This window comes from Streptomyces sp. NPDC030814 (assembly GCF_055572155.1).
Map to the genome: position 1 here is coordinate 527,313 of NZ_JBVIDX010000001.1, position 20,985 is coordinate 548,297.

The window sequence follows — 20,985 nt, forward strand, 5'->3', positions numbered from 1 at the left end:
GACTCCCGTACGTACAACTCCACAGCGGAAACGACGTCCGGCACATCTGAACACGCGGCTTGTCAGTTGTGTGGGAGGCGTGAAAAGCTCGGGGCCGCCACAAGAGGGTCCCCTCAACTCCCTTGTTTCGAGGGTCAGTTGACCTTTCTTGTGGACTTCCCCCCTCGCTCTGTGGATGCAGGAGACCCATGCCCGACCTGCCGAAGCCCCAGGACGCCACCGAAGCCGCGCTGTTCTCGGAGTGCTGGGACGCGGTCCTGTCGTACGCCGACCTGTGCACCTCCGGCTCGAACGCGGCGACCCAACTGGCCACCCAGGCCTTCAGCAACGGCATGCAGGAGGCCGAGGCCCTGGAGTTCGAGGCGGGCGTCGGCCGTGGTGCGGGACGGCGGGCCCTGCGGCTGCCCCGCATACCCTTCCTGCTGACCTGGGTCAGAACCACCGCCGCCACCTGGGAGTCGGGCGGACAGGGCCACCGGCTCGACCCCGACCTGCGGCTGTGGCTCAACTCGGACAAGGCCTTCCGCTACACCGGACCGCCGCTGCACCGCCCCCTCGCCCTGCGCGCCCTCAGGGACATGCAGGAGCCCGACGCGGCGCTGCTGTGGCTGGCCGAGGTCGAGTCGCTGCCGCTGGCCTCGGTGGCCCGCAGGCTCGGCCTGGACCCGGCCGTCGCCCTGGCCGAACTCGACCAGGTACGGGTGCTGTTCCGGGACCGGTGCCAGCGCAACCTGGTCGACACGCCCATGGACGCCGACTGCCGCAAGTACGCACGGCTGCTGGACGCGGTCACGCGCTCGCCCGGCGCGGACACCCCCGACGACCTCTCACGGCACCTCGCCACCTGCGTGACGTGCGCCGAGGCGGCCGCCTGCCTCGGACTGCACGGCGGCGGTCTGCCCGCCGCCCTCGCAGGCGGGGTGATCGGCTGGGGCGGACTCGCCTACCTGGAGCGCCGCCGCCGCGCCGCCGAGGCGGGCCTCCTGCCCGGCCGCGCCGACTCCACCGGCACCGACCGGGGACTTTCACCGGGCAAGGAAGCCCGGCCGAAGATCGGCCGCAACGGGCTGCTGGTCGGTGCCGCCGTCGTCTCCGTGCTCGCGCTCGCCGTCTCCCTGATGCAGTTCGGCGACGACGACACGGCCGTCACCGGGAGCGGGAAGCCCGGCCAGTCGCCGGTGGTGCAGCGCGATCCCTCCTTCCCGGAGGCCCAGCCCAGTCCGTCCGGCGTGTCGTCCGACCTGGAGAGCACGACCCGCCCCGAGGGGACCGGCCCCGACGGCGGCGGCAACGGCAACGAGGAGCCCCAGGGCGACTCCTCGACACCCGCCCGGGTGTCGCACGAGCCGGTCGAGCCCAGCAAGCCGTCCGCCGCGACCTGCCACGTCCGCTACCAGGTCGTCAACGAGTGGCCGGGCGGCTTCCAGGCCACCGTCACCGTCACCACCACCAAGGCCCTCGACGACTGGCGCATCGGCTGGTCCTACGACGGGGGCCAGCGCGTCACACAGATGTGGGACGGCACCTTCGACCAGGACGGCTCCCGCGTCACCGCCTCCGCCGCCGACTACAACAGGACCGTCGCCGCGGGCGGCACCTTCGGCGTCGGCTTCCTCGGCGCCCGGGAAGGCGACGCCGACACGGCCCCCGACGACTTCACCCTCAACGGCCGCGACTGCAAGACGGTCGACCAGGGCGATTAATTCGATTGACGGGGGCCCGCCGGCCCCCGCTAGGGTGAGACCACCACGCACGGCGGCCCTTCCGGCCGCCGGTGCCGACGACGAGTGAGACAGGAGGTGTCGACCGATGGCTGTCACGGTGACGAGCGCTGCCCGCATCCAGGAATCCATCCAGTCCACCTCCGTGGTCTCCGGCTGACACACTCGGACCTCTTCCCGTTGCGCCCCCTGACGGGCTCGCGCGCGGCTGCCGGGACCACCCTCTGAAGGGTCTCCCTTGACTTTCTCCGGTTCTCCTTCCGGTTCCGCCTCCCCTCTCTCCGCTCTGGCTCCCTACGGCTGGGACGACGCCTGGGCGGACGCCTTCGCCCCGTACGACGCCGAGGGCCTGCTCGCCGGGCGGGTCGTCCGGGTCGACCGGGGGCAGTGCGACGTCGTCACCGCCGACGGCCTCCTGCGGGCCGACACCGCGTTCGTCACCCCGCACGACCCGATGCGTGTCGTGTGCACCGGCGACTGGGTCGCCGTCGAACCCGCGGGCGACCCGCGCTACGTCCGCACCTATCTGCCCCGCCGCAGCGCGTTCGTGCGCTCCACCTCCTCCAAGCGCGCCGAGGGACAGATCCTCGCCGCCAATGTCGACCACGCCGTCGTCGCCGTGTCGCTCGCCGTGGAACTCGACCTCGGCCGCGTGGAACGGTTCCTCGCGCTGGCCTGGGAGTCCGGGGCGCAACCGGTGGTCGTGCTCACCAAGGCCGACCTCGTGCCGGACGCGGTGACGCTGGCACACCTGGTGCGGGACGTCGAGACCGTCGCCCCCGGCGTCCCCGTCCTCACCGTCAGCTCCTCCGCCGGTGAGGGCCTCGACGTCCTCGGCGCCGTGCTCTCCGGCGGCACCTCCGTGCTGCTCGGACAGTCCGGCGCGGGCAAGTCGACCCTCGCCAACGCGCTGCTCGGCGAGGTCGTCATGGACGTCCAGGCCACCCGCGACGTCGACGGCAAGGGCCGGCACACCACCACCACCCGCAACCTCCTCGCCCTGCCCGGCGGGGGAGTCCTCATCGACACCCCCGGACTGCGCGGCGTCGGCCTCTGGGACGCCGAGACCGGCGTCAACCAGGTCTTCGCCGAGATCGAGGAACTCGCGGCAGACTGCCGCTTCCACGACTGCGCGCACGTCGCCGAGCCGGGCTGCGCGGTCCTCTCCGCCGTCGACACGGGCGTGCTGTCCCACCGCCGCCTGGAGAGCTACCGCAAACTCCTCCGCGAGAACCAGCGGATCGTCGCCAAGAGCGACGCCCGCCTGCGGGCGGAGATCCGCAAGGAGTGGAAGCGGAGGGGCGCGGAGGGCCGCGCGGCGATGGCGGCGAAGCGGGGCGACCGACGTTAGATCCCGACCGCGGCAGGTGGGGGCCGGGCTCGCAGCTCCCACCTGCCCCGGAGAACCACGTCGGAATTCCGCCGGCCGAACCCTCCGCCGTCACCGAGACTGGATCGGGAGCCTGTCGCCGCGCGTGTCGCCGCGCGTACGGCAGGACCCTGGGCGCCCCGCGCCGCCGCCGAGAGCCACCTCCGGGCCCTGGGGGACCCGGAGGTGGCTCCGCCGTGACAACGGCCCCGGCGGAAGAATCGACCAGACACCCGTGGCCATGAGGAGTTCAACCGTGAGTGCCGGACAGCGGACGTACTACACCACCGTCGACAGCCCCGTCGGCCCCCTCCTCCTGACCGCCGACGAGTCCGGCGTGCTCACTTCCCTCTCCGCACCGGAGCAGAAGGGCGGGCGGACCCCGCTCACGGACTGGCGGCGCCAACCGGCGCCCTTCTGGGAGGCCGAGGAACAGCTCGCCGCCTACTTCGCCGGGGAGCTCAAGGAGTTCCGGCTGGAGTCGCGCGCCGAGGGCACGGAGTTCCGGCAGCGGGTCTGGGCCGCCCTCGACGACGTCCCCCACGGCGCGACCACCACCTACGGCGCCATCGCCGCCCGTATCGGAGCGCCCAGGGCCGCCGTCCGGGCCGTCGGCGGCGCGATCGGCGCCAACCCGCTGCTCATCGTCCGCCCCTGCCACCGGGTGATCGGCGCGGACGGCTCCCTCACGGGGTATGCCGGTGGCCTCGCCCGCAAGCGGCTGCTGCTCGGCCTGGAGGGGGTGCTCGTGGCCGTCGTCCAGAGCTGAGGGGCCACGGAGCCGAGGGCGACGCCGGTGCGAGGATCGAATGGCCGGGGCCCGTCTCAGCGGCCGAGTACCGCTCCGACCCACGCCCCCGTGATCAGCAGGCACGCGCAAAGCTCCGCCAGCACGCTGGAGCCGCCCGACCGCATGGCCGTGCGCATGGCGGCCGCCGCCTCACGGTGCCGGCCGAGCCGGAGCCGTTCGGAGAGATAGACGCCGCCGATGAAACCGGGGATCGCGCCGACCACCGGGACGAGGATGAAACCCAGGAGTGCGCCGGTCCCGGCGTACACCGCCATTCGGGGGGAGGCGCCGCTCTGCTCCAGGCGCCGCGGTGGCAGCATCCAGCGGACCGCCCTGGACAGCAGCAGAACGGCCGTGGAGCCGACGAGCACCCACCAGGCGACCGGGCGGGGCTCCTCCAGCGCCCACCACATGACCCCGGCCCACACCAGCAAGGAGCCCGGTACGCCGGGCACCAGCACTCCGCACAGGCCGAGCAGCACCACCACGCCGACCAGGAGGAGTTCCCACGCGCCCATCTGCCCAGGGTGCAGGACCGCACGAGAAGGCGCAGGTCAGAAAGGGCACAGGGGGAGGGGGACCGCCCGGTGGGCTCCGTAACGCACCGTAAGGACTCGGGAGGCGCTCGCACCATCCGATGCGCGCGGAACGGCGGAACAACTGACGTCCCCGGAGGCTACCCGGGTCCCTCTACGCCCTTGTCTCGCACCGGAGTTCGACCTGTAGTCCGACACGCCGTACGGTCGCCGGCTCCACGGACCGATTTTCCGGATGCCCCGTTTTCATACGGCTGTTGAGGTGGACAATTGAGGCATGAGCCAGCAGGGGGAGAGGCCGACCGGTCATGCGGACGACTGGTGGGGGCAGTTGTACGACGACTCCAGTGGGGACACGGGCCCCTCGGTCGCGGCCGATTCCCTGGACGACCGGTACGCCTCAGCGGCGAACACGGTCGCGAAGGAGCCGGCGACACGGCGGGGCGCTTCGAGCGCGCGGGAGGCCCGGGAAACCGAACCGGGTGGTCCGAGCGGTACGGGCGCAGGAAGCACGGGCACGAGAAGCACCGACCCCGGCCGGTCCGCATCCCCGGGCTCCTCGGGCTCCGCGGACTCCTCGGCCCCTCCGCTCACCGGGACTCTTTCGGCCAGGGTCCCCCCGCAAGGTTCCCCCGAAAACCCCGGCCGGCCCGCAACCCCGGGCGGCTCCACCGCGCGCGGCGGCCTGCCCGGCGAGGGGAACGACTCCGACGGCAGACGCAGAGACTCAGCCGGCGGTACCGCTTCCGGCGGTGCCCCTGCCCCCGTGGCCTCGGACCGGCCGCCGGGCTCCACCGACGTTTCCGGGCCCGCCGGCCAGGGTGACTCGGGCAGGCATCGAGGCTCCGGCGGGACGACCGGTGCCCGCGGTGCCGGCGAGGCAGGCACCCGTCGCGGCCTCGCCGAGGGCCAACCCGGCAACCGTCCCGTTGCCCCCGCGAGCCCCCCGCCCGCCCAGGGTCACGCACCCGGCTCCGCCCCGGCGCCCGAGCCTCCCCCTCCTCCTCAGGACCTCGCTGGTCCGCCACCGTCCGCCCCGTCGTCGTCCGGGAAGCAGCTCCCGGCCGGTGGGCAGCTCCCGGCCGGTGGGCAGCTCCCGGCCGGTGGGCAGTCCCCGTCCGCCCCTTCGTCGTCCGCCGAGCAGCCGCCCGCCACCGGGTCGCCGGGTGCGGCGGCGGTCCCGCCCGGACCGAAGCCTCCAGGTTTCCGAGCGGCGTCACCGCGCAGCCGACCGCCCGGCGAGGCACCCCCGAGCGGGAGCGCCGGCTCACCGCCCCGGCCGGACGCGCCGCCCGGCGCCGCGTCCCCGTCGTCGCGGTCGTCCGGCTCGCTGTGGCCACCGGGTACCTGGACGCGCTCGGACGGTCCGAACCGCTCCCGGACGAGCCCGACCTCGACGGAACGCCCCTCAGCCTCCGGTCCCCCCAAGGACACACTCCGGGCGGGCGACCCGCCCGCAGGCCCTCCCCGGCCGTCCGTGTCCGGTCCGACGGAATCCACCCCGCCGCCACCGGCCGACCTCCCGTCGCCCTCACCATCCGGCACCGTCCCACCGCCCGCACTCACCGGCCCCGACCCCCGTTCCAACCGGCGTCCCGCCGACCCCCCGCCGGCCCTCGCCCCGCGCGACACCCCCGCCCCGGACGATCCGCCGCGTGCGGTGCCCCCCTCCTCGCCTCCGGTCCTCGGCGCCTCGGCGGGGGCAGCCGTGCCCTCCGGCCCCGCTGCCCCCGGACCCTCCGACGCGCGACCCGGCCCGGAGGTGGACCCGCGTACCTTGCAGGCGCAGGAGGTCAGGCTGGTCACCGGGAGCCAGCCGGTGCACGTGGACCATGTGGGGTCCGGGCCGCCCACCTACGACGCCGAGCCGACCGCGCTGCCGCCGGCCGACCCGGACGACCTCGGTGATCTGGTCGCGGACACGGTGCTGGACGGGGCTCGCTACGGGGTCTGCACACTGCGCGCCGTCTCGCTGCGCGGGGACTCGTCGCGCTATCGGGGCGAGCCGCGCCGGGACTCGCTGCTCACCGCCCGGTTCGGCGTCGGCGAGCAGGCGCTGGTCCTGGTGGCGATGGCGACCGGGGTCCGGGCGACCCCGCTCGCGCACCGGGCCGCCGCCGAGGCGTGCCGGTGGATCGGGCAGGCGATCGGGCGCAGCCACGCCCGTCTGGCGCAGGACATCAGGGCCGCTCGGCGCGGCGAGCTGAAGTCGGGGCTGCACCGGCTCACCGACCGCAGTCTCGGCCGACTGCGCGCGAGCGCGGCCGAGCAGGGGCTCGACCCGGAGGAGTACACCGCGAGCCTGCGCTGTCTGCTGCTCCCGGCCGACCCCCGATGCCGTACACGGGTGTTCTTCGGGGTCGGGCCGGGCGGACTGTTCCGGTTGCGGGGCGGGGAGTGGCAGGACATCGAGCCACGGGTCGCCGAGGCCGCCGGGGCCCCGGTGGTCGGATTCGGTTCGCTGCCGCACGAGACCCCCGAGGGCGACCGTCTCACCATGGACCTGGGCATCACGACACCGCCGAGCCCGTACGAACCCGCCCCGGCGCCGCCCCGCGAACCCTTCCGGTTCCGCGCCTCCGTGGCCCGGGAGGGCGACGTCCTGCTTCTGTGCACCCGCGGACTCGCCGAGCCCCTGCGCGGAGAGGAACCGCTCGCCGACCATCTCGCGGCCCGCTGGCGCGCCACCGAGCCACCCGGTCTCGCCGCTTTCCTCGCCGACGCGCAGGTGAGGGTCAAGGGATACGCGGACGACCGTACGGCGGCGGCCGTCTGGGAGGCGTGACCGGCACCGGCACGGACGAGTCACCCCGGCGGACCGGGCGGACCGGGCGGACCGGGCGGACCGGGCGTCGGCGCACCTGGTCCCCGCCCGACGCCCGGTGTCAAGTCGTCATATCGGCCGCCCGGTTGGCCTGTACCAGCGCCTGATTTCAGCCAATGAACATCATCGTCGTCGAGCGGGGCTGGTGCGTTGCCGGTGCGGGGCTCTTCCGCCCCTCGTGTGCCGTCGCGGCACGGCCGGATCGGCAGCCTCACATGGGCGGTTGGCTTCGGCCGCGGGGTCCGGTACCGGCCGCCCGGGCGGAGGCGCGGCGTCGGGTTCGTCGGTGTGTGAGGTGGTTTCCGGGGCGACAAGCGCTGTCTTCCGGTACCGGTGGCTGGCTTGACCCTGTGCGTTTGAGACCGTACGGAGGGTCGTTCACGATTCGACATGAGTGCCGCGATCCGGGCCCGGGCAGGGATCCCCGTGTGCGTGTTCGAGCAGGAGGGGAATCGGTCATCGGCGCGTGGGCGGGGGTCATGAAGAGGCAGGCGCGAGGAGGCGGTCCCGTGGCGATCGGGGCCTCCTCGGCGGAAACGGCGGAGGAAACGACCGACGATGTGCCGGCGCAGCCCGGTGCCGGTCAGCTCAGGCGCAGACTGGGGCGGGCGGATCTCCGGGCGGTGCCCGAGTCCCGCAGGGCCCTGCGGGAGCTGCTGCGGCAATGGGGGCGGCCGGGAAAATCGGAGATAGCGGAACTGCTCACCAGCGAGCTGGTCACCAACGCACTGATCCACACCGACGACGACGCGGTACTGACCGCCACGGTCTCACCCCGCGGACTCCATGTGGAGGTGCGGGACTTCGTGGCCCGCAGGCCCAAACCGAGGACGCCGGCCACCGATGACGGCACCAACGGACGTGGTCTCCTCCTGGTGCAGTCCCTCGCCGACGCCTGGGGGGTACGGGCGCACGGTGTGGGCAAGTCGGTCTGGTTCGACCTCGATGGCGGGCTCACCTAAGGGCTGTCCCGTAGTCCCCGGCGGGCGCACGACGCAGGCTGCGGCACCTCGCAGGGTTGTCGGAACGCCCGCATGCATCCGGTATGCGGACGCCCCTCCGGCTTGCGATGCTCCCCCACTGCCTGAACGGCGTGGGAGGTGCCCCCAGCATCCGACGGCGTGCGCTGATCCACCGCGGATCACGGGACAGCCCTTGGCGCCGTGCCGGGCGTCGCGAGCCGGTGAACCGTTCCGGTTGGCGCGCATCGCCCAGGGTGTGATGCCTGACGGAGGAACGGCAGCGAAACGGACAGGGGCGCGGCATCAGCCGCGCCCCTGTCCGATGGTGTGGTCCGGCGTCAGCCGAACTGCTGCTCAAGGTCCTTGAGCTTCCGCTCCAGGGAGTCGAGGCGCGGCAGGGCCATCGTGTCGTCCTCCGCGGTGAGGTCCACGGTGATCGACTTGTCAGAGCCGTTGCGCACGGGCTGCAGGGAGGGGCGGGTACGCACGGGAAGGGGTTCCGGCGCCGATATGGCAGGCTCCGAGACCGCCTGGGACGGGACGCGCTCCACGGTGGTGTCCACCTGGCGCTGACCGCCGCCTCCGCCGCCGCCGCGGCCGGGCAGACCCCGGTGGCCACGGCTGATCGCCTTGAGGTGGGCCCGCTCCAGACGCTGCTGCTCCCGCTTGCGCGCGCGGGTCTCCTCCTTCAGGCGCTTGTCCTCGCGCACCTCGTCCACGGCCTCGTCCAGGCTGCGTACACCCTCGAGGAGCATCAGCGACCAGGCCCTGTACGTCTCACGCGGAGCCCGCAGCCAGCGGACGACACGGATCTGCGGCAGCGGACGCGGCACCAGGCCCTGCTCGCGCAGAGCCGCCCGGCGGGTCTGCTTCAGCGCGCGGTCGAACAGCACCGCGGCGGACAGGGACATGCCGGCGAAGAACTGCGGGGCGCCGTCGTGGCCGAGGCCACGGGGCGCGTGCACCCAGTTGAACCAGGCCGCGGCGCCCGCGAAGGTCCACACGAGTATGCGGGAGCCGAGAGCCGCGTCGCCGTGGCTGGCCTCGCGGACCGCGAGCACCGAGCAGAACATGGCGGCGCCGTCCAGGCCGAACGGAACCAGATACTGCCACCCATTGGTGAGGCCCAGGTTCTGTTCACCGAACCCGACCAGGCCCCGGAAGGAGAGCGCCGCGGCGACCGCGGCACAGCAGAAGAGAAGGATGTAGGAGGCCGTGCCGTACAGGGCCTCCTTGCGGCGGCGACGCTCCTCGCTGCGTTCCCACGAATCCTCGGTCTTAGCGTGCTCCCCGGAGCGCTTGCCGCGCGCGAGCACCGCCACCGCCGCCAGCATGCCCAGGAGCAGTACGGCGCCCGGAAGCAGCCAGTTCAGCGATATGTCGGTCAATCTCATCAGGGGTCCCTTGCATTGGGATAGGGCGTAACGCCCGCCATAGTGGCCCAATCCTCGCGGCCCTCAGGGGGTTTCGGGGCAAGAGACCGCCAAGGAAGTGCAATGAGTGACGCCAGGCGGCATTCTGCTCGAACTACCGCGCGAGGGACGGAAGTTGAGTACGAGTGAGATTACCCGTTCGAGTGGTTCTACGGAAAGTTCCCGCGATACGTGAGGAATTTGTGAACCACCTGTAACCCGACGAGGGTCCCACCCGGAGTGGATCTTACGCCACCTGCCCCGGGCGATCGCCGGGGGGTCGCCGTGTGGGTGCGGGCGACGGGGCGTCAGGGGGTGGTGGGCGCCGTCGGCTTGGCGATCCGTTCGGATTCGCCGGTGCGCGGACATGTGACGCAGGTGTCCTCCGGGGCCAGCGTATAGAACATGCAGCAGCTCGCCCGGTCCCGCGTCGACAGCGGCTCGCCTGCGGGGCCGGTCAGTTCGCGGAAGCCCGCGGAGCCCACGTATGGCGGTGTCGCGCCTGGCAGCAGCAGTTCCAGCTCGCGCCGGCACCGTTCCCGCTCGTCGGGGCCGAGCAGTTCGGCGATGTACCGGATGCCCTCCACGACCTCGTCGGTCGCCATGCCCCACAGGGCGCGTCCGCGTCGCCGCATCCGGGGGCCGAAGCCGCCGAGCACCCGTTCCATGTGCTCGGCGAAGGCCGCGCGCACCTCGCCCCGCAACGCCTCCTCGTCCGGGACCACGCGGGCGCCAGGGGCCGAGGCGGCGGGATCGCCGGGCAGGCAGCTGAACGTTTCCCCGCGGACCGCCGGCCGGCTTCGCTCCCGCTGGAACGCCACGTGCTCCGCCGGGAATCGCGGCACCCGGTGCTCAGGAACCAGGGCACGGTGAAGAGGAGGCAGGCGTACCAGGAGTAACGGTGCAGTCCGAAGGTCGCCACGACGTCGGGGCGCCCCTTCCGTCCGTGGCCCCGGAGGATCTGGTCCTCGTCCCACGCGAGGAACGCGTCGGGCTCGGCGCTGCCCGCCGCGAGCCCGGCGGCGCCGGCCCGTCCCTCACCTTCGGGCAATGGATCCGTGAGGGAGAGTTCTGTCACGCTCATCACGGGCAGGACCCCGGTGAGTCGCGCGTACGCGGAAGTCAGGGGTGACGTGCGCGGAACGGGGGCCCGTGCCGGTGCTGAGAGGGGCATACGGGGACCGCCGTTTCACCATCGCTATCAGGTAAGGCTTACCTTGGCCTCGGCCTATCCGAGGTGGTCCGGGTTTGAACTGAGGGCATGTGCGCCTATGGTGCTTTACGACCGGTAACAACCCCAGTAGTGACCAAAGCGCCCCCATGTACCGGTCGGCTGTACTGGTCGCCGCACTACCCGACACCCGCCGACACACGTCGGCCCCTGACTCGGCTCGGAGGAGGACCTGTGGACCAGGCCGGACCGCGTTCGCGACAGGCCGCTGCCGCGAGTGCGCCGGACGCCGCGCGTCCGGCCACGGCCTACCGAGTGCCCGCGCAGTCCGGGGTGACCGACGTGGACCGGGAGCGGGGCGTCGCCGTGGACGGTGCCGGGGCCGCAGCCCGCCGTGACACCGCGCCGACCGCCGACGTGGGCCGCCGCGACCCCGCGCCGTCGGCCGACGCCGCGCGTGGCGAGCACACCCACAGCGAGACGCCGATCCCCCTGCCCCGCAGCGGCGGAACCGGGCACGACGGGCGCTCGGGCGGGCCCCGTCCCGAAGGGCGCCCCGTCGTGCAGCGGGCCTCGGTACGCGGTCAGATCCTCGACGCCCTGCGGGCCGCGCTCGCCGCGGGCGAGCTGACGCCGGGCGAGGTGTACTCGGCGCCCGCCCTCGGTGAGCAGTTCGGGGTCTCGGCGACCCCGGTCCGCGAGGCGATGCAGCAACTGGCGATCGAGGGCGCGGTCGAGGTCGTGCCCAACCGGGGCTTCCGCGTCGTGCGGCGCGGCGCCCGTGAACTGGCCGAGCTGGCGGAGGTGCGGGCGCTGCTCCAGGTGCCGGTCATCCTGCGGCTCGCGCGGACGCTGCCGGCCGACAGCTGGGCAGAGCTGCGGCCGCTTGCCGAGGAGACGGCGCGGGCGGCGTCCGCCGGGTGCCGGGCGGCGTACGGGGAGGCGGACCGGGCCTTCCACCGGGGGATGCTGGCGCTGGCGGGCAACGAGCAGTTGGTGCAGATCGCGGACGACCTGCACCGGAGGAGTCAGCTGCCGCTGACCACCGGGCCCGTGGGGTCGAGGATCGAGCTGATGGCCGACGCCGCGGAACACATCGCGTTGCTGGACGCGTTGACGGCGGGGGATCTGGAAGCGGTGGAGTGTCTGATGGGGAACCATTTCGGCGGGGCGCGTGGCGGGGCGGTCTGAGGGTTGTCCCGTCATCCCCGGCGGGCGCACGACGCCGGCTGCGGCACCTCGCCGCGTTGTCGGAACGCCCGCATGCATCCAGTGTGCGGACGCCCCTCCGGCTTGCGATGCTCCCCCACTGCCTGAACGGCGTGGGAGGTGCCCCCAGCATCCGACGCCCTGAGCAGTTCACAACCCCTCACGCCGTGGCCGCCGGTGGGGCCAACTGCCTGGACAGCCAGGTCGGTACGCCGCCCAGGAGGCGGAACAGGCGGCGGGCCTCCTCGCGGAGGCGGGAGGCCTCCGGTTCGGGTTCGGTGTCGGCGAGGGAGGCGAGGGCGGGGGCCGTGCCCACGAGGTAGCCCAACTCCTCACGGATGCGCAGGGATTCGGCGAAGCCATGGCGGGCCTCGGCCAGCTCGCCGTCGCGCAGGGCGAGCCCGGCCAGGTGGCGCCAGGTGAAGGACTGCAGCAGCAGGTTGTCGTGGGCGGTGGCCCCGGCGTGTGCGCGGCGGTACGCGGCGCGGGCCGCCTGCGGGGCGTGCGCGAGGTTCTCGGCGAGGAGGCCCCGGCGGAAGTCCAGCAGCGCCCGGCCGGGCCCGCCGGGGGCGATCAGGGCGGCCGCCCGGCCCAGCGCCGCCCGCGCCTCGTCGGAGCGGTCCCGGACGCCGAGCAGCGTGGCCGCGTACGCCAACTGCCCGCGCTCACAGGCCGCCGCCCCCCGCTCCTCGTCGGTCCGGGCCAGCGCCTCGGCCGTGCGCAGCGCGTCCTCGGCCTCCTCCCAGCCCTGCTCGGTATAGAGGCAGCGCTCGACGAGCAGCGCGGTGCGCTGGAGCGCGGCCTGCGGGGTGACGGGTTCGATCAGGGCGGCCGCGTCGACCCAGCACGCTCGTGAACGCAGCCGCCATACCGCGGTCTGGAGTGGATCGTCGCCGGCGGTCGTTCCGTCACCAGACATGGCGGTATGCGCCACGTTGCCCTCCCCGAGCACGCCGTTGAGCTTTGAGTGGTGGCCGCATCTCAGCACGAATGGCCGGGCCCGGCCAAGAGGGTGGGTGAAAGAATTCACAAAGTCATGGGGTGCGGAGGGCGTACGCCGGTCTTCGTCCACCACCCCCCCGGGTCGCGGAGCGTCAGCCCCAAGTCCCGTTTCTCGGGCGCTAACTCATCCGCAGCGCCAGGAAGAAGTCCAGCTTGTCCTCCAGACGGGACAGGTCCCGGCTCGTCAACTGCTCGATTCGGCCCACCCGGTAGCGCAGCGTGTTGACGTGCAGGTGGAGGCGGGCGGCGCAGCGGGTCCAGGAGCCGTCGCACTCCAGGAACGCCTCCAGGGTGGGGATCAGCTCGGCGCGATGGCGGCGGTCGTAGTCGCGCAACGGGTCCAGCAGACGGGCCGTGAAAGCGCGGCGGACGTCGTCGGGGACGAAGGGCAGCAGCAGGACATGGGAGGCCAGTTCCTGGTGGCCGGCCGCGCAGACGCGGCCGGGGCGGGCCGCCGCCACCCGGCGGGCGTGCCGGGCCTCCTCCAGGGCGCCCCGCAGGCCCTCCGCCGAGTGCACGGCCGCGCTGACGCCGAGGGTGAGCCGCCCGTCGTCGTCGAGACCGGCCGACAACGGGTCCCGTACGGCCGCGAGCAGGGTGTCGGCGTGGACGCCGGACTCGGAGCCGTCGTGCTCCGTGGAGACGGCGGGCAGTGGGACGAGCGCGATGGCCTCGTCACCCGTGTGGGCGACGGCGATGCGGTCCGACTGCTCGGGGCCGGTCGCCAGCGGGTCCACGAGGATCTCCTCCAGGAGGGCCTGCGCGACCGGGCCTGCGTCGATACCTCCCGCCCGGCGCCCGCCGCCGCTCTCGGCCGGGGCGACCGCCTCCTCCCATTCGACCCGCGCCACGACGACCTGCCAGTGCGGGGCCGCCCCGAGGCCGGGCAGGAGCACCGGCGCGGCGACCCGCAGCCGGGCCGCGATCTCGGCGGGCGCCGAACCCGCCTGCACCAGTTCCAGGACCTCCTGGGCGAGCCGACGCCTCACCGTGCGGGCCGCGTCGCGGCGGTCCCGCTCGACGGCGATCAGCTGGGTGACGCCGTGCAGCAGGTCGAGCCGCTCGGCCGGCCAGTCCCCGGCGTCGGCCTCGACCGCGAGCAGCCAGTCGGACAGCATCGTCCCGCGCACGTCACGCGGCCCGTCGGCCCCGGCGGCGGTGCCCGTGGAACGGCCCGTGCTGCTGATGGGGAAGAGCGAGTACGTCGTCGTGCCGATGCCCACCCGGTACGGTCCGCGCCGGCCCGTGCGCGTCGCCGCCAGGTGCTCCCCGGCCAGGCGGGCGCACAGCTCGGCGGGCAGGGGCGGCCCCGCGACCTTGGGGCCCGCGATGAGGCGGCCGGTGGGGGAGAGGACCCAGGCCCGCAGGTCCAGGTCGGAGCCGAGCAGGTCGAGGACCACGTCAGGGCCGCCGCCCGCCGGGCCGGAGGTCATCATCCGGCGGTGCCGGTCGACCACGGCCGCCAGGTCCCCGGCGCGCTCGCCGGAGACCTGCCGCACGACATGCTCGGTGATCGTCGCGAAGGCCACCGACTCGTTGACCGCGAGCAACGGCAGCCGGTGCCGGGCGCAGGCCACGACGAGGTCCTCGGGGACGTCGCCCAGCTCGGCCTCACCGGCGGCCAGGGCGGTGACGCCGGCGCCCACGAGGATCCGTACGAAGGGCTCGGAGTCGGCGGCGTCACGGCGCCAGGCGAGGCCGGTGAGCACCAGCTCGCCGCCGGAGAGGTAGCGGCTGGGGTCCCGCAGATCGGTGGTCATGACACCCCGTACGGTGCGGTCCAGCTCGTCCTCGCCGCCGAGCAGCCGCAGACCCAGCGCGTCGGTGTCCAGCAGTGCGCGCAGGCGCATTCTCGTCGCCGCCGTTCCTGTCTCGAGATCCGTGGTCGTTCGCTCGGGGAGCGCCCCGATGGCTTCCGGAGGAGGGTGGTTACGGAAGGCCGTGGCACGTTCGGGGCGTGGCCTGGGACTTTCGAAAACCGACTCGCCCCGCCCCGGACGTGTGGGGCGTGTTTCCAGAGCGAAACGAGGAGGTTGCTGATGGCCTCCGTTCATACGAATCTACAAGATACGCCCCCTGGCCAGGCAACTCCTTCATGCTTTCCGTGACTGACCCGGGCGGAGGAGGGCGCTGTGTACTGACCCCGATCCCCCTGGACAGCACCGGAAAGAGCCGGGCCCGCCCGCACACGATCTGGCTCAAACGGAACCACTTTCCGAGATGACAGAGATGAAGAAGAGAGCCGGTCAGATGGACTTCCTTCGCCCCGCCAGCTGGGAGGAGGCGCTCGCCGCGAAGGCCGAGCACCCCACCGCTGTGCCGATCGCCGGCGGCACCGACGTGATGGTCGAGATCAACTTCGACCACCGTCGGCCCGAGTACCTGCTGGACCTGAACCGCGTCGGCGACCTCTACGAGTGGGAGGTCGGCGAGGAGACGGTTCGCCTGGGCGCGTCCGTCCCCTACACCCGGATCATGGAGCACCTCCGCCCCGAGCTGCCCGGCCTCGCCCTGGCCTCGCACACGGTGGCCTCCCCGCAGATCCGCAACCGCGGCGGCGTCGGCGGCAACCTCGGCACCGCCTCCCCGGCCGGGGACGCCCACCCGGCCCTCCTCGCGGCAGGCGCCCGGGTCGAGGTCGAGTCCGTACGGGGCTCCCGGCTCATCCCGATCGACGACTTCTACACCGGCGTCAAGCGCAATGCGCTCGCCCCCGACGAGCTGATCCGCGCCGTCCACATCGACAAGGCCGACGGACCGCAGCAGTACTCCAAGGTCGGCACCCGCAACGCCATGGTCATCGCCGTGTGCGCGTTCGGACTGGCCCTGCACCCCGCGACGCGCACCGTCCGCACCGGCATCGGCTCGGCCGCGCCGACCCCCGTCCGGGCCAAGGCCGCCGAGGAGTTCCTGAACGCGGCGCTCGACGAGGGCGGGTTCTGGGACAACGGCAGGATCATCACCCCGTCGGTCGCCAAGCAGTTCGCGGAGCTGTGCTCCGCCGCCTGCAACCCGATCGACGACGTCCGGGGCACCGCGAGCTACCGCCGCCACGCGGTCGGCGTCATGGCCCGCCGGACGCTCATGTGGACCTGGGAGTCGTACCGCGGCAACGCCGCCCGCACGGAGGGAGCCGCGTGATGCGCGTCAATTTCACGGTCAACGGACGGCCGCAGGAGGCCGACGACGTGTGGGAGGGCGAGTCCCTGCTGTACGTCCTGAGGGAACGCCTGGGGCTCCCCGGCTCCAAGAACGCCTGCGAACAGGGCGAGTGCGGCTCGTGCACCGTCCGCCTCGACGGCGTACCGGTGTGCGCGTGCCTGGTCGCGGCCGGGCAGGTGGAGGGCCGCGAGGTCGTCACCGTCGAAGGGCTCGCCGACTACGCCAGGCAGCGCGCCGAGCACGCCGGCTGCGCGTCCGGCGCGTGCGGCACCGCGGACGGCGCGCCAGGGACCCCGCTCGACGAGGCCCGGCGGTGGGCCGCCCGGGGCACCGACTCCCAGACCGGCGAGGGCACCGAACTCTCCCCGATCCAGCAGGCGTTCATCGACGCCGGCGCCGTCCAGTGCGGCTTCTGCACCCCCGGACTGCTCGTCGCCGCGGACGAGATGCTGGAGCGCAACCCCAACCCGACCGACGCGGACATCCGCGAGGCCCTCTCGGGCAACCTGTGCCGCTGCACCGGCTACGAGAAGATCATGGACGCGGTCCGCCTCGCGGCCGCCCGGCAGTCCGAAGGGGTCTGATCCATGGGAACCAACGGCCTGCCCGCCAACATCACCCAGGGCTCCCGGACCAAGGGCGGCATCGGCGAGTCCACGCTCCGCCCGGACGGCACCCTCAAGGTCACCGGCGAGTTCGCGTACTCCTCCGACATGTGGCACGAGGACATGCTCTGGGGCCAGATCCTGCGCTCCACGGTCGCCCACGCCGAGATCGTCTCCGTCGACACCGGCGAGGCCCTCGCCACCCCCGGTGTGTACGCCGTCATGACGTACGACGACCTGCCGACCGAGGTGAGGCACTACGGCCTGGAGATCCAGGACACCCCGGTCCTCGCCCACGGCAAGGTCCGTCACCACGGCGAGCCCGTCGCGATCGTCGCCGCCGACCACCCGGAGACCGCGCGCCGCGCCGCCGCCAAGATCAAGGTCGAGTACCGCGAACTTCCCGTCATCACCGACGAGGCCTCCGCGACCGCGCCGGACGCGATCCTCGTCCACGAGAACCGCACCGACCACCACATGGAGCACGTCCCGCACCCGAACATCGTCCACCGCCAGCCCATCGTCCGCGGCGACGTCGCCGAGGCCCGCGAGCGCGCGGACGTCGTCGTCGAGGGCGAGTACGTGTTCGGCATGCAGGACCAGGCCTTCCTCGGCCCCGAGTCCGGTCTCGCCGTCCCCGCCGAGGACGGCGGCGTCGACCTCTACATCGCCACCCAGTGGCTGCACGCCGACCTGCGCCAGATCGCCCCGGTCCTGGGCCTGCCGGAGGACAAGGTCCGTATGACGCTGGCGGGAGTGGGCGGCGCGTTCGGAGGCCGTGAGGATCTCTCGATGCAGATCCACGCCTGCCTGCTCGCCCTGCGCACGGGCAAGCCCGTCAAGATCGTCTACAACCGCTTCGAGTCCTTCTTCGGCCATGTCCACCGCCACCCGGCGAAGCTCCACTACGAGCACGGGGCGACCAAGGACGGCAAGCTCACCCACCTCAAGGCCCGGATCGTCCTCGACGGCGGCGCGTACGCCTCCTCCTCCCCGGCCGTCGTCGGCAACGCCGCCTCGCTCGGCGCGGGCCCGTACGTCATCGAGGACGTCGACATCGAGGCCATCGCCCTCTACACCAACAACCCGCCCTGCGGCGCGATGCGCGGCTTCGGCGCGGTCCAGGCGTGCTTCGCGTACGAGGCCCAGATGGACAAGCTGGCGGCGAAGCTCGGCATGGACCCGGTGGAGTTCCGCCGGCTCAACGCCATGTCCCAGGGCACCGCCCTGCCGACCGGGCAGGTCGTCGACTCCCCGGCCCCGGTCGCCGAACTGCTGCGCCGCGTCAAGGCGATGCCCATGCCCCCCGAGCAGCAGTGGCTCGCGGCGGGCGAGGCGGCGGACGTACGGGAACTGCCGGGCGGCCTGTCCAACACCACGCACGGAGAGGGCGTCGTACGCGGCGTCGGTTACGCGGTCGGCATCAAGAACGTCGGCTTCTCCGAGGGCTTCGACGACTACTCCACGGCCAGGGTGCGCATGGAGGTCGTCGGCGGCGAGCCGGTCGCGACGGTCCACACGGCCATGGCGGAGGTCGGTCAGGGCGGCATCACCGTACACGCGCAGATCGCCCGCACCGAGCTGGGCGTCACCCAGGTGACCATCAATCCGGCCAACACCCAGGTGGGCTCGGCCGGTTCGACGTCGGCGTCCCGTCAGACGTACGTCACCGGCGGCGCCGTGAAGAACGCCTGCGAGCTGGTCCGGGAGAAGGTCCTGGAGAGGGGCCGCCGCGCGTTCGGCACGTACCACCCGGCGTGGGCCACCGCCGAACTCCTCCTGGAGGGCGGCAAGGTCGTCACCGACGCCGGCGAGGTGCTCGCCGACCTGGTGGACGTCCTCGGCGACGAGGCCGTCGAGATCGAGGCGGAGTGGCGGCACCGGCCGACCGAGCCCTTCGACCTGCGCACCGGGCAGGGCTTCGGCCACGTCCAGTACTCCTTCGCCGCCCATCGCGCCGTCGTCGAGGTCGACACCGAGCTGGGCATGGTCAAGGTCGTCGAACTGGCCTGTGCCCAGGACGTCGGCAAGGCCCTCAACCCGCTCTCCGTGCTCGGCCAGATCCAGGGTGGCACGACGCAGGGCCTCGGCATCGCCGTCATGGAAGAGATCGTCGTCGACCCGAAGACGGCGAGGGTCCGCAACCCGTCCTTCACGGACTACCTGATTCCCACGATCCTCGACACGCCGACCATCCCCGTCGACGTGCTCGAACTCGCCGACGACCACGCGCCGTACGGGTTGCGCGGTGTCGGCGAGGCGCCCACCCTGTCCTCGACCCCGGCCGTCCTCGCGGCGATCCGCAACGCGACGGGGCTGGAACTGAACAGGACGCCGGTACGCCCGGAACACCTCACGGGCACGGCGTAGTCGGTTCGGCCGCGTACGAGCCCCGGGGTGCTGTTCGTTCGGCGCCCGCGGGTGGGTGGGGGCTGGTCGCGCAGTTCCCCACGCCCCTGGGCGGCCAGGGGCGCGTCCGGCACTTCCAAGTGGCCGCAGGCCCTTGAGGGGGGCGGGGAACTGCGCGAGCAACCACACACCACTCTCGGTCGCCGACGCACCGCACCGACCGAGCTCTACGCCACAGCAACCCAACCGCCGGGCAAGCGATCCACCCACAGCCACCCCGGCACCGCTCCAGCACCGCAGGTACCCCGTTCGTCTCGGGCCGTCCCCCGGGTCGGGCGCCTTCCCCCATCCCGCCGAAGCACAGCGCAGCGGCCGGGTGCCCCTGTGAACCTTGGGAGTAGGCCCACATGACCCAACAGTCCGTCCAGCCGAAGGCCGACGCCACAGCGGACGACGCGGCCGCGGAACCCCGCGTCCCGGCCGGCAGCGCCCGAGTCGACCGGTACTTCCGCATCACCGCCCGAGGATCCTCCGTCGCCCGTGAGGTCCGCGGCGGCGTCACCACCTTCATGGCGATGGCGTACATCCTCCTGCTCAACCCGCTCATCCTGTCCGGCCCGGACGCCGCCGGCGCCACCCTCGGCCGGCAGGCCCTGATCACGGCGACCGCTTTCGCGGCGGCGGTCTCCACCCTCCTCATGGGCTTCGTCGGCAAGGTGCCGCTCGCCCTCGCCGCCGGCCTCTCCGTCTCCGGTGTCATCGCCTCGCAGGTCGCCCCGCAGATGACCTGGCCGCAGGCGATGGGCATGTGCGTGATGTACGGCCTGATCATCATGCTGCTGGTGGTCACCGGCCTCCGCGAGATGGTCATGAACGCGATCCCGCTGGCCCTGAAGCACGCGATCACCATGGGCATCGGCCTGTTCGTCGCCCTGATCGGCTTCTACAAGGCCGGCTTCGTGCACCAGGGCAAGGCGACCCCGGTCACCCTTGGTCCCGCCGGTGAACTCGCCGGCTGGCCCGTCCTCCTCTTCGCGGTCACCCTCCTCGCGGTCTTCATGCTCCAGGCCCGCGGTGTCCCCGGCGCGATCCTGCTCGGCATTGTCGGGGGAACCGTCCTCGCCGTGATCCTCAACGCCCTCGACGTCATCGACCCGAAGCAGTGGGCGGGCGGCGCACCGGAGTTGCACGGCAGCGTCGTCTCGATGCCGGACTTCTCACTCTTGGGGCAGGTCGAGTTCGGCGGTTGGGGCGACGTCGGCGCGATGACGGTCGGCATGATCGTCTTCACTCTCGTCCTCGCCGGGTTCTTCGACGCGATGGCCACCATCATCGGCGTGGGTACGGAAGCGGGCCTCGCCGACGACAGGGGCCGGATGCCCGGCCTGTCCAAGGCGTTGTTCATCGACGGCGCGGGCGGCGCGATCGGCGGTGTGGCCGGCGGCTCCGGACAGACGGTGTTCGTCGAGTCGGCGACCGGGGTCGGCGAGGGCGCCCGTACGGGCCTGTCCTCCGTGGTCACCGGGCTGTTCTTCGCCGCCTGCCTGTTCTTCACCCCGCTGACGGCGATCGTCCCCGGCGAGGTCGCGGCAGCCGCCCTGGTGGTCATCGGCGCCATGATGATGACGAACGCCCGGCACGTCGACTGGTCCGACCGCGCCACCGCGGTCCCCGTCTTCCTGACCGTCGTGATCATGCCGTTCACGTACTCCATCACCGCGGGCGTCGCGGCCGGAGTCGTCTCCTACGTCGCCATCAAGCTCGCCCAGGGCCGGGCGCGGGAGATCGGCGCGTTCATGTGGGGCCTGACGGCCGTCTTCGTCGTCTTCTTCGCCCTCAACCCGATCGAGAGCTGGATGGGCGTGCACTAGGC

General features: G+C 72.9%; 14 protein-coding genes and 1 pseudogene. 10 read left to right on the top strand and 5 right to left on the bottom strand.

The genetic code is table 11. The features are described 5' to 3' along the window. Window positions 1-188 precede the first annotated feature (188 nt). From ACZ43N_RS02175 to ACZ43N_RS02185, 3 genes are all read left to right on the top strand, one after another. The gene (locus ACZ43N_RS02175; RefSeq protein WP_468094424.1) at window positions 189-1,703 is read left to right on the top strand and encodes a cellulose binding domain-containing protein; all 1,515 of its coding nucleotides are present in this window, start codon (window positions 189-191) and stop codon (window positions 1,701-1,703) included. A gap of 256 nt (window positions 1,704-1,959) precedes the next feature. Next, window positions 1,960-3,072, top strand: a complete 1,113-nt coding sequence (gene rsgA, locus ACZ43N_RS02180) for a ribosome small subunit-dependent GTPase A (protein WP_468094425.1) — start codon at window positions 1,960-1,962, stop codon at window positions 3,070-3,072. Window positions 3,073-3,346: 274 nt separating this feature from the next. Continuing rightward, window positions 3,347-3,859 (top strand): methylated-DNA--[protein]-cysteine S-methyltransferase, encoded by a 513-nt coding sequence (locus tag ACZ43N_RS02185; protein ID WP_468094426.1) that lies wholly within the window; start codon window positions 3,347-3,349, stop codon window positions 3,857-3,859. Between the two features lie 56 nt (window positions 3,860-3,915). On the opposite strand, the gene ACZ43N_RS02190 is transcribed toward ACZ43N_RS02185, so the two are convergent. Next, on the bottom strand, window positions 3,916-4,398 hold the full coding sequence (locus ACZ43N_RS02190) for a DUF456 domain-containing protein (RefSeq protein ID WP_468094427.1): 483 nt from the start codon (window positions 4,396-4,398) through the stop codon (window positions 3,916-3,918). A 1,348-nt stretch (window positions 4,399-5,746) separates the two neighbouring features. Between ACZ43N_RS02190 and ACZ43N_RS02195 the strand changes: the two genes are divergently transcribed. Continuing rightward, a complete protein-coding gene (locus ACZ43N_RS02195; RefSeq protein ID WP_468094680.1) occupies window positions 5,747-7,201 on the top strand; it encodes a protein phosphatase 2C domain-containing protein in 1,455 nt (484 codons plus the stop codon). A gap of 518 nt (window positions 7,202-7,719) precedes the next feature. Then, a complete protein-coding gene (locus ACZ43N_RS02200) occupies window positions 7,720-8,202 on the top strand; it encodes an ATP-binding protein (protein ID WP_468094428.1) in 483 nt (160 codons plus the stop codon). Between the two features lie 338 nt (window positions 8,203-8,540). Here the strand turns inward: ACZ43N_RS02200 and ACZ43N_RS02205 are convergent, their stop codons facing one another. Together ACZ43N_RS02205 and ACZ43N_RS02210 are read right to left on the bottom strand one after the other, a co-directional pair. Further along, window positions 8,541-9,596: a DUF2637 domain-containing protein gene (locus ACZ43N_RS02205; RefSeq protein WP_468094429.1), complete on the bottom strand. Its 1,056-nt coding sequence runs from the start codon at window positions 9,594-9,596 to the stop codon at window positions 8,541-8,543. Between the two features lie 326 nt (window positions 9,597-9,922). Then, window positions 9,923-10,788 (bottom strand): annotated as a pseudogene (locus ACZ43N_RS02210) ((2Fe-2S)-binding protein). A 231-nt stretch (window positions 10,789-11,019) separates the two neighbouring features. Here ACZ43N_RS02210 and ACZ43N_RS02215 point away from each other — a divergent pair. Then, a complete protein-coding gene (locus ACZ43N_RS02215) occupies window positions 11,020-11,976 on the top strand; it encodes a GntR family transcriptional regulator (RefSeq protein WP_468094430.1) in 957 nt (318 codons plus the stop codon). A 178-nt stretch (window positions 11,977-12,154) separates the two neighbouring features. Here the strand turns inward: ACZ43N_RS02215 and ACZ43N_RS02220 are convergent, their stop codons facing one another. Together ACZ43N_RS02220 and ACZ43N_RS02225 are read right to left on the bottom strand one after the other, a co-directional pair. Continuing rightward, entirely contained in the window at window positions 12,155-12,928 is a 774-nt protein-coding gene (locus tag ACZ43N_RS02220) for a hypothetical protein (RefSeq protein ID WP_468094431.1), read from the bottom strand. Window positions 12,929-13,115: 187 nt separating this feature from the next. Continuing rightward, window positions 13,116-14,846, bottom strand: coding sequence for a PucR family transcriptional regulator (locus ACZ43N_RS02225; protein WP_468094432.1), 1,731 nt, complete (start codon window positions 14,844-14,846; stop codon window positions 13,116-13,118). A 400-nt stretch (window positions 14,847-15,246) separates the two neighbouring features. On the opposite strand from ACZ43N_RS02225, the gene ACZ43N_RS02230 reads away from it, so the two are divergent. The 4 genes from ACZ43N_RS02230 to ACZ43N_RS02245 all read left to right on the top strand — a co-directional run bounded on the left by ACZ43N_RS02230 (window position 15,247) and on the right by ACZ43N_RS02245 (window position 20,983). Beyond that, window positions 15,247-16,137, top strand: coding sequence for an FAD binding domain-containing protein (locus tag ACZ43N_RS02230; protein ID WP_468094681.1), 891 nt, complete (start codon window positions 15,247-15,249; stop codon window positions 16,135-16,137). Beyond that, on the top strand, window positions 16,137-16,742 hold the full coding sequence (locus ACZ43N_RS02235) for a (2Fe-2S)-binding protein (RefSeq protein WP_468094433.1): 606 nt from the start codon (window positions 16,137-16,139) through the stop codon (window positions 16,740-16,742). Before ACZ43N_RS02230 ends, ACZ43N_RS02235 begins: the two co-directional genes overlap by 1 nt. Before the next feature lie 3 nt (window positions 16,743-16,745). After that, entirely contained in the window at window positions 16,746-19,133 is a 2,388-nt protein-coding gene (locus tag ACZ43N_RS02240; RefSeq protein WP_468094434.1) for a xanthine dehydrogenase family protein molybdopterin-binding subunit, read from the top strand. A 386-nt stretch (window positions 19,134-19,519) separates the two neighbouring features. Continuing rightward, complete coding sequence (locus ACZ43N_RS02245) at window positions 19,520-20,983, top strand: NCS2 family permease (RefSeq protein ID WP_468094435.1); 1,464 nt, start codon at window positions 19,520-19,522, stop codon at window positions 20,981-20,983. The last annotated feature ends 2 nt before the right edge of the window (window positions 20,984-20,985 follow it).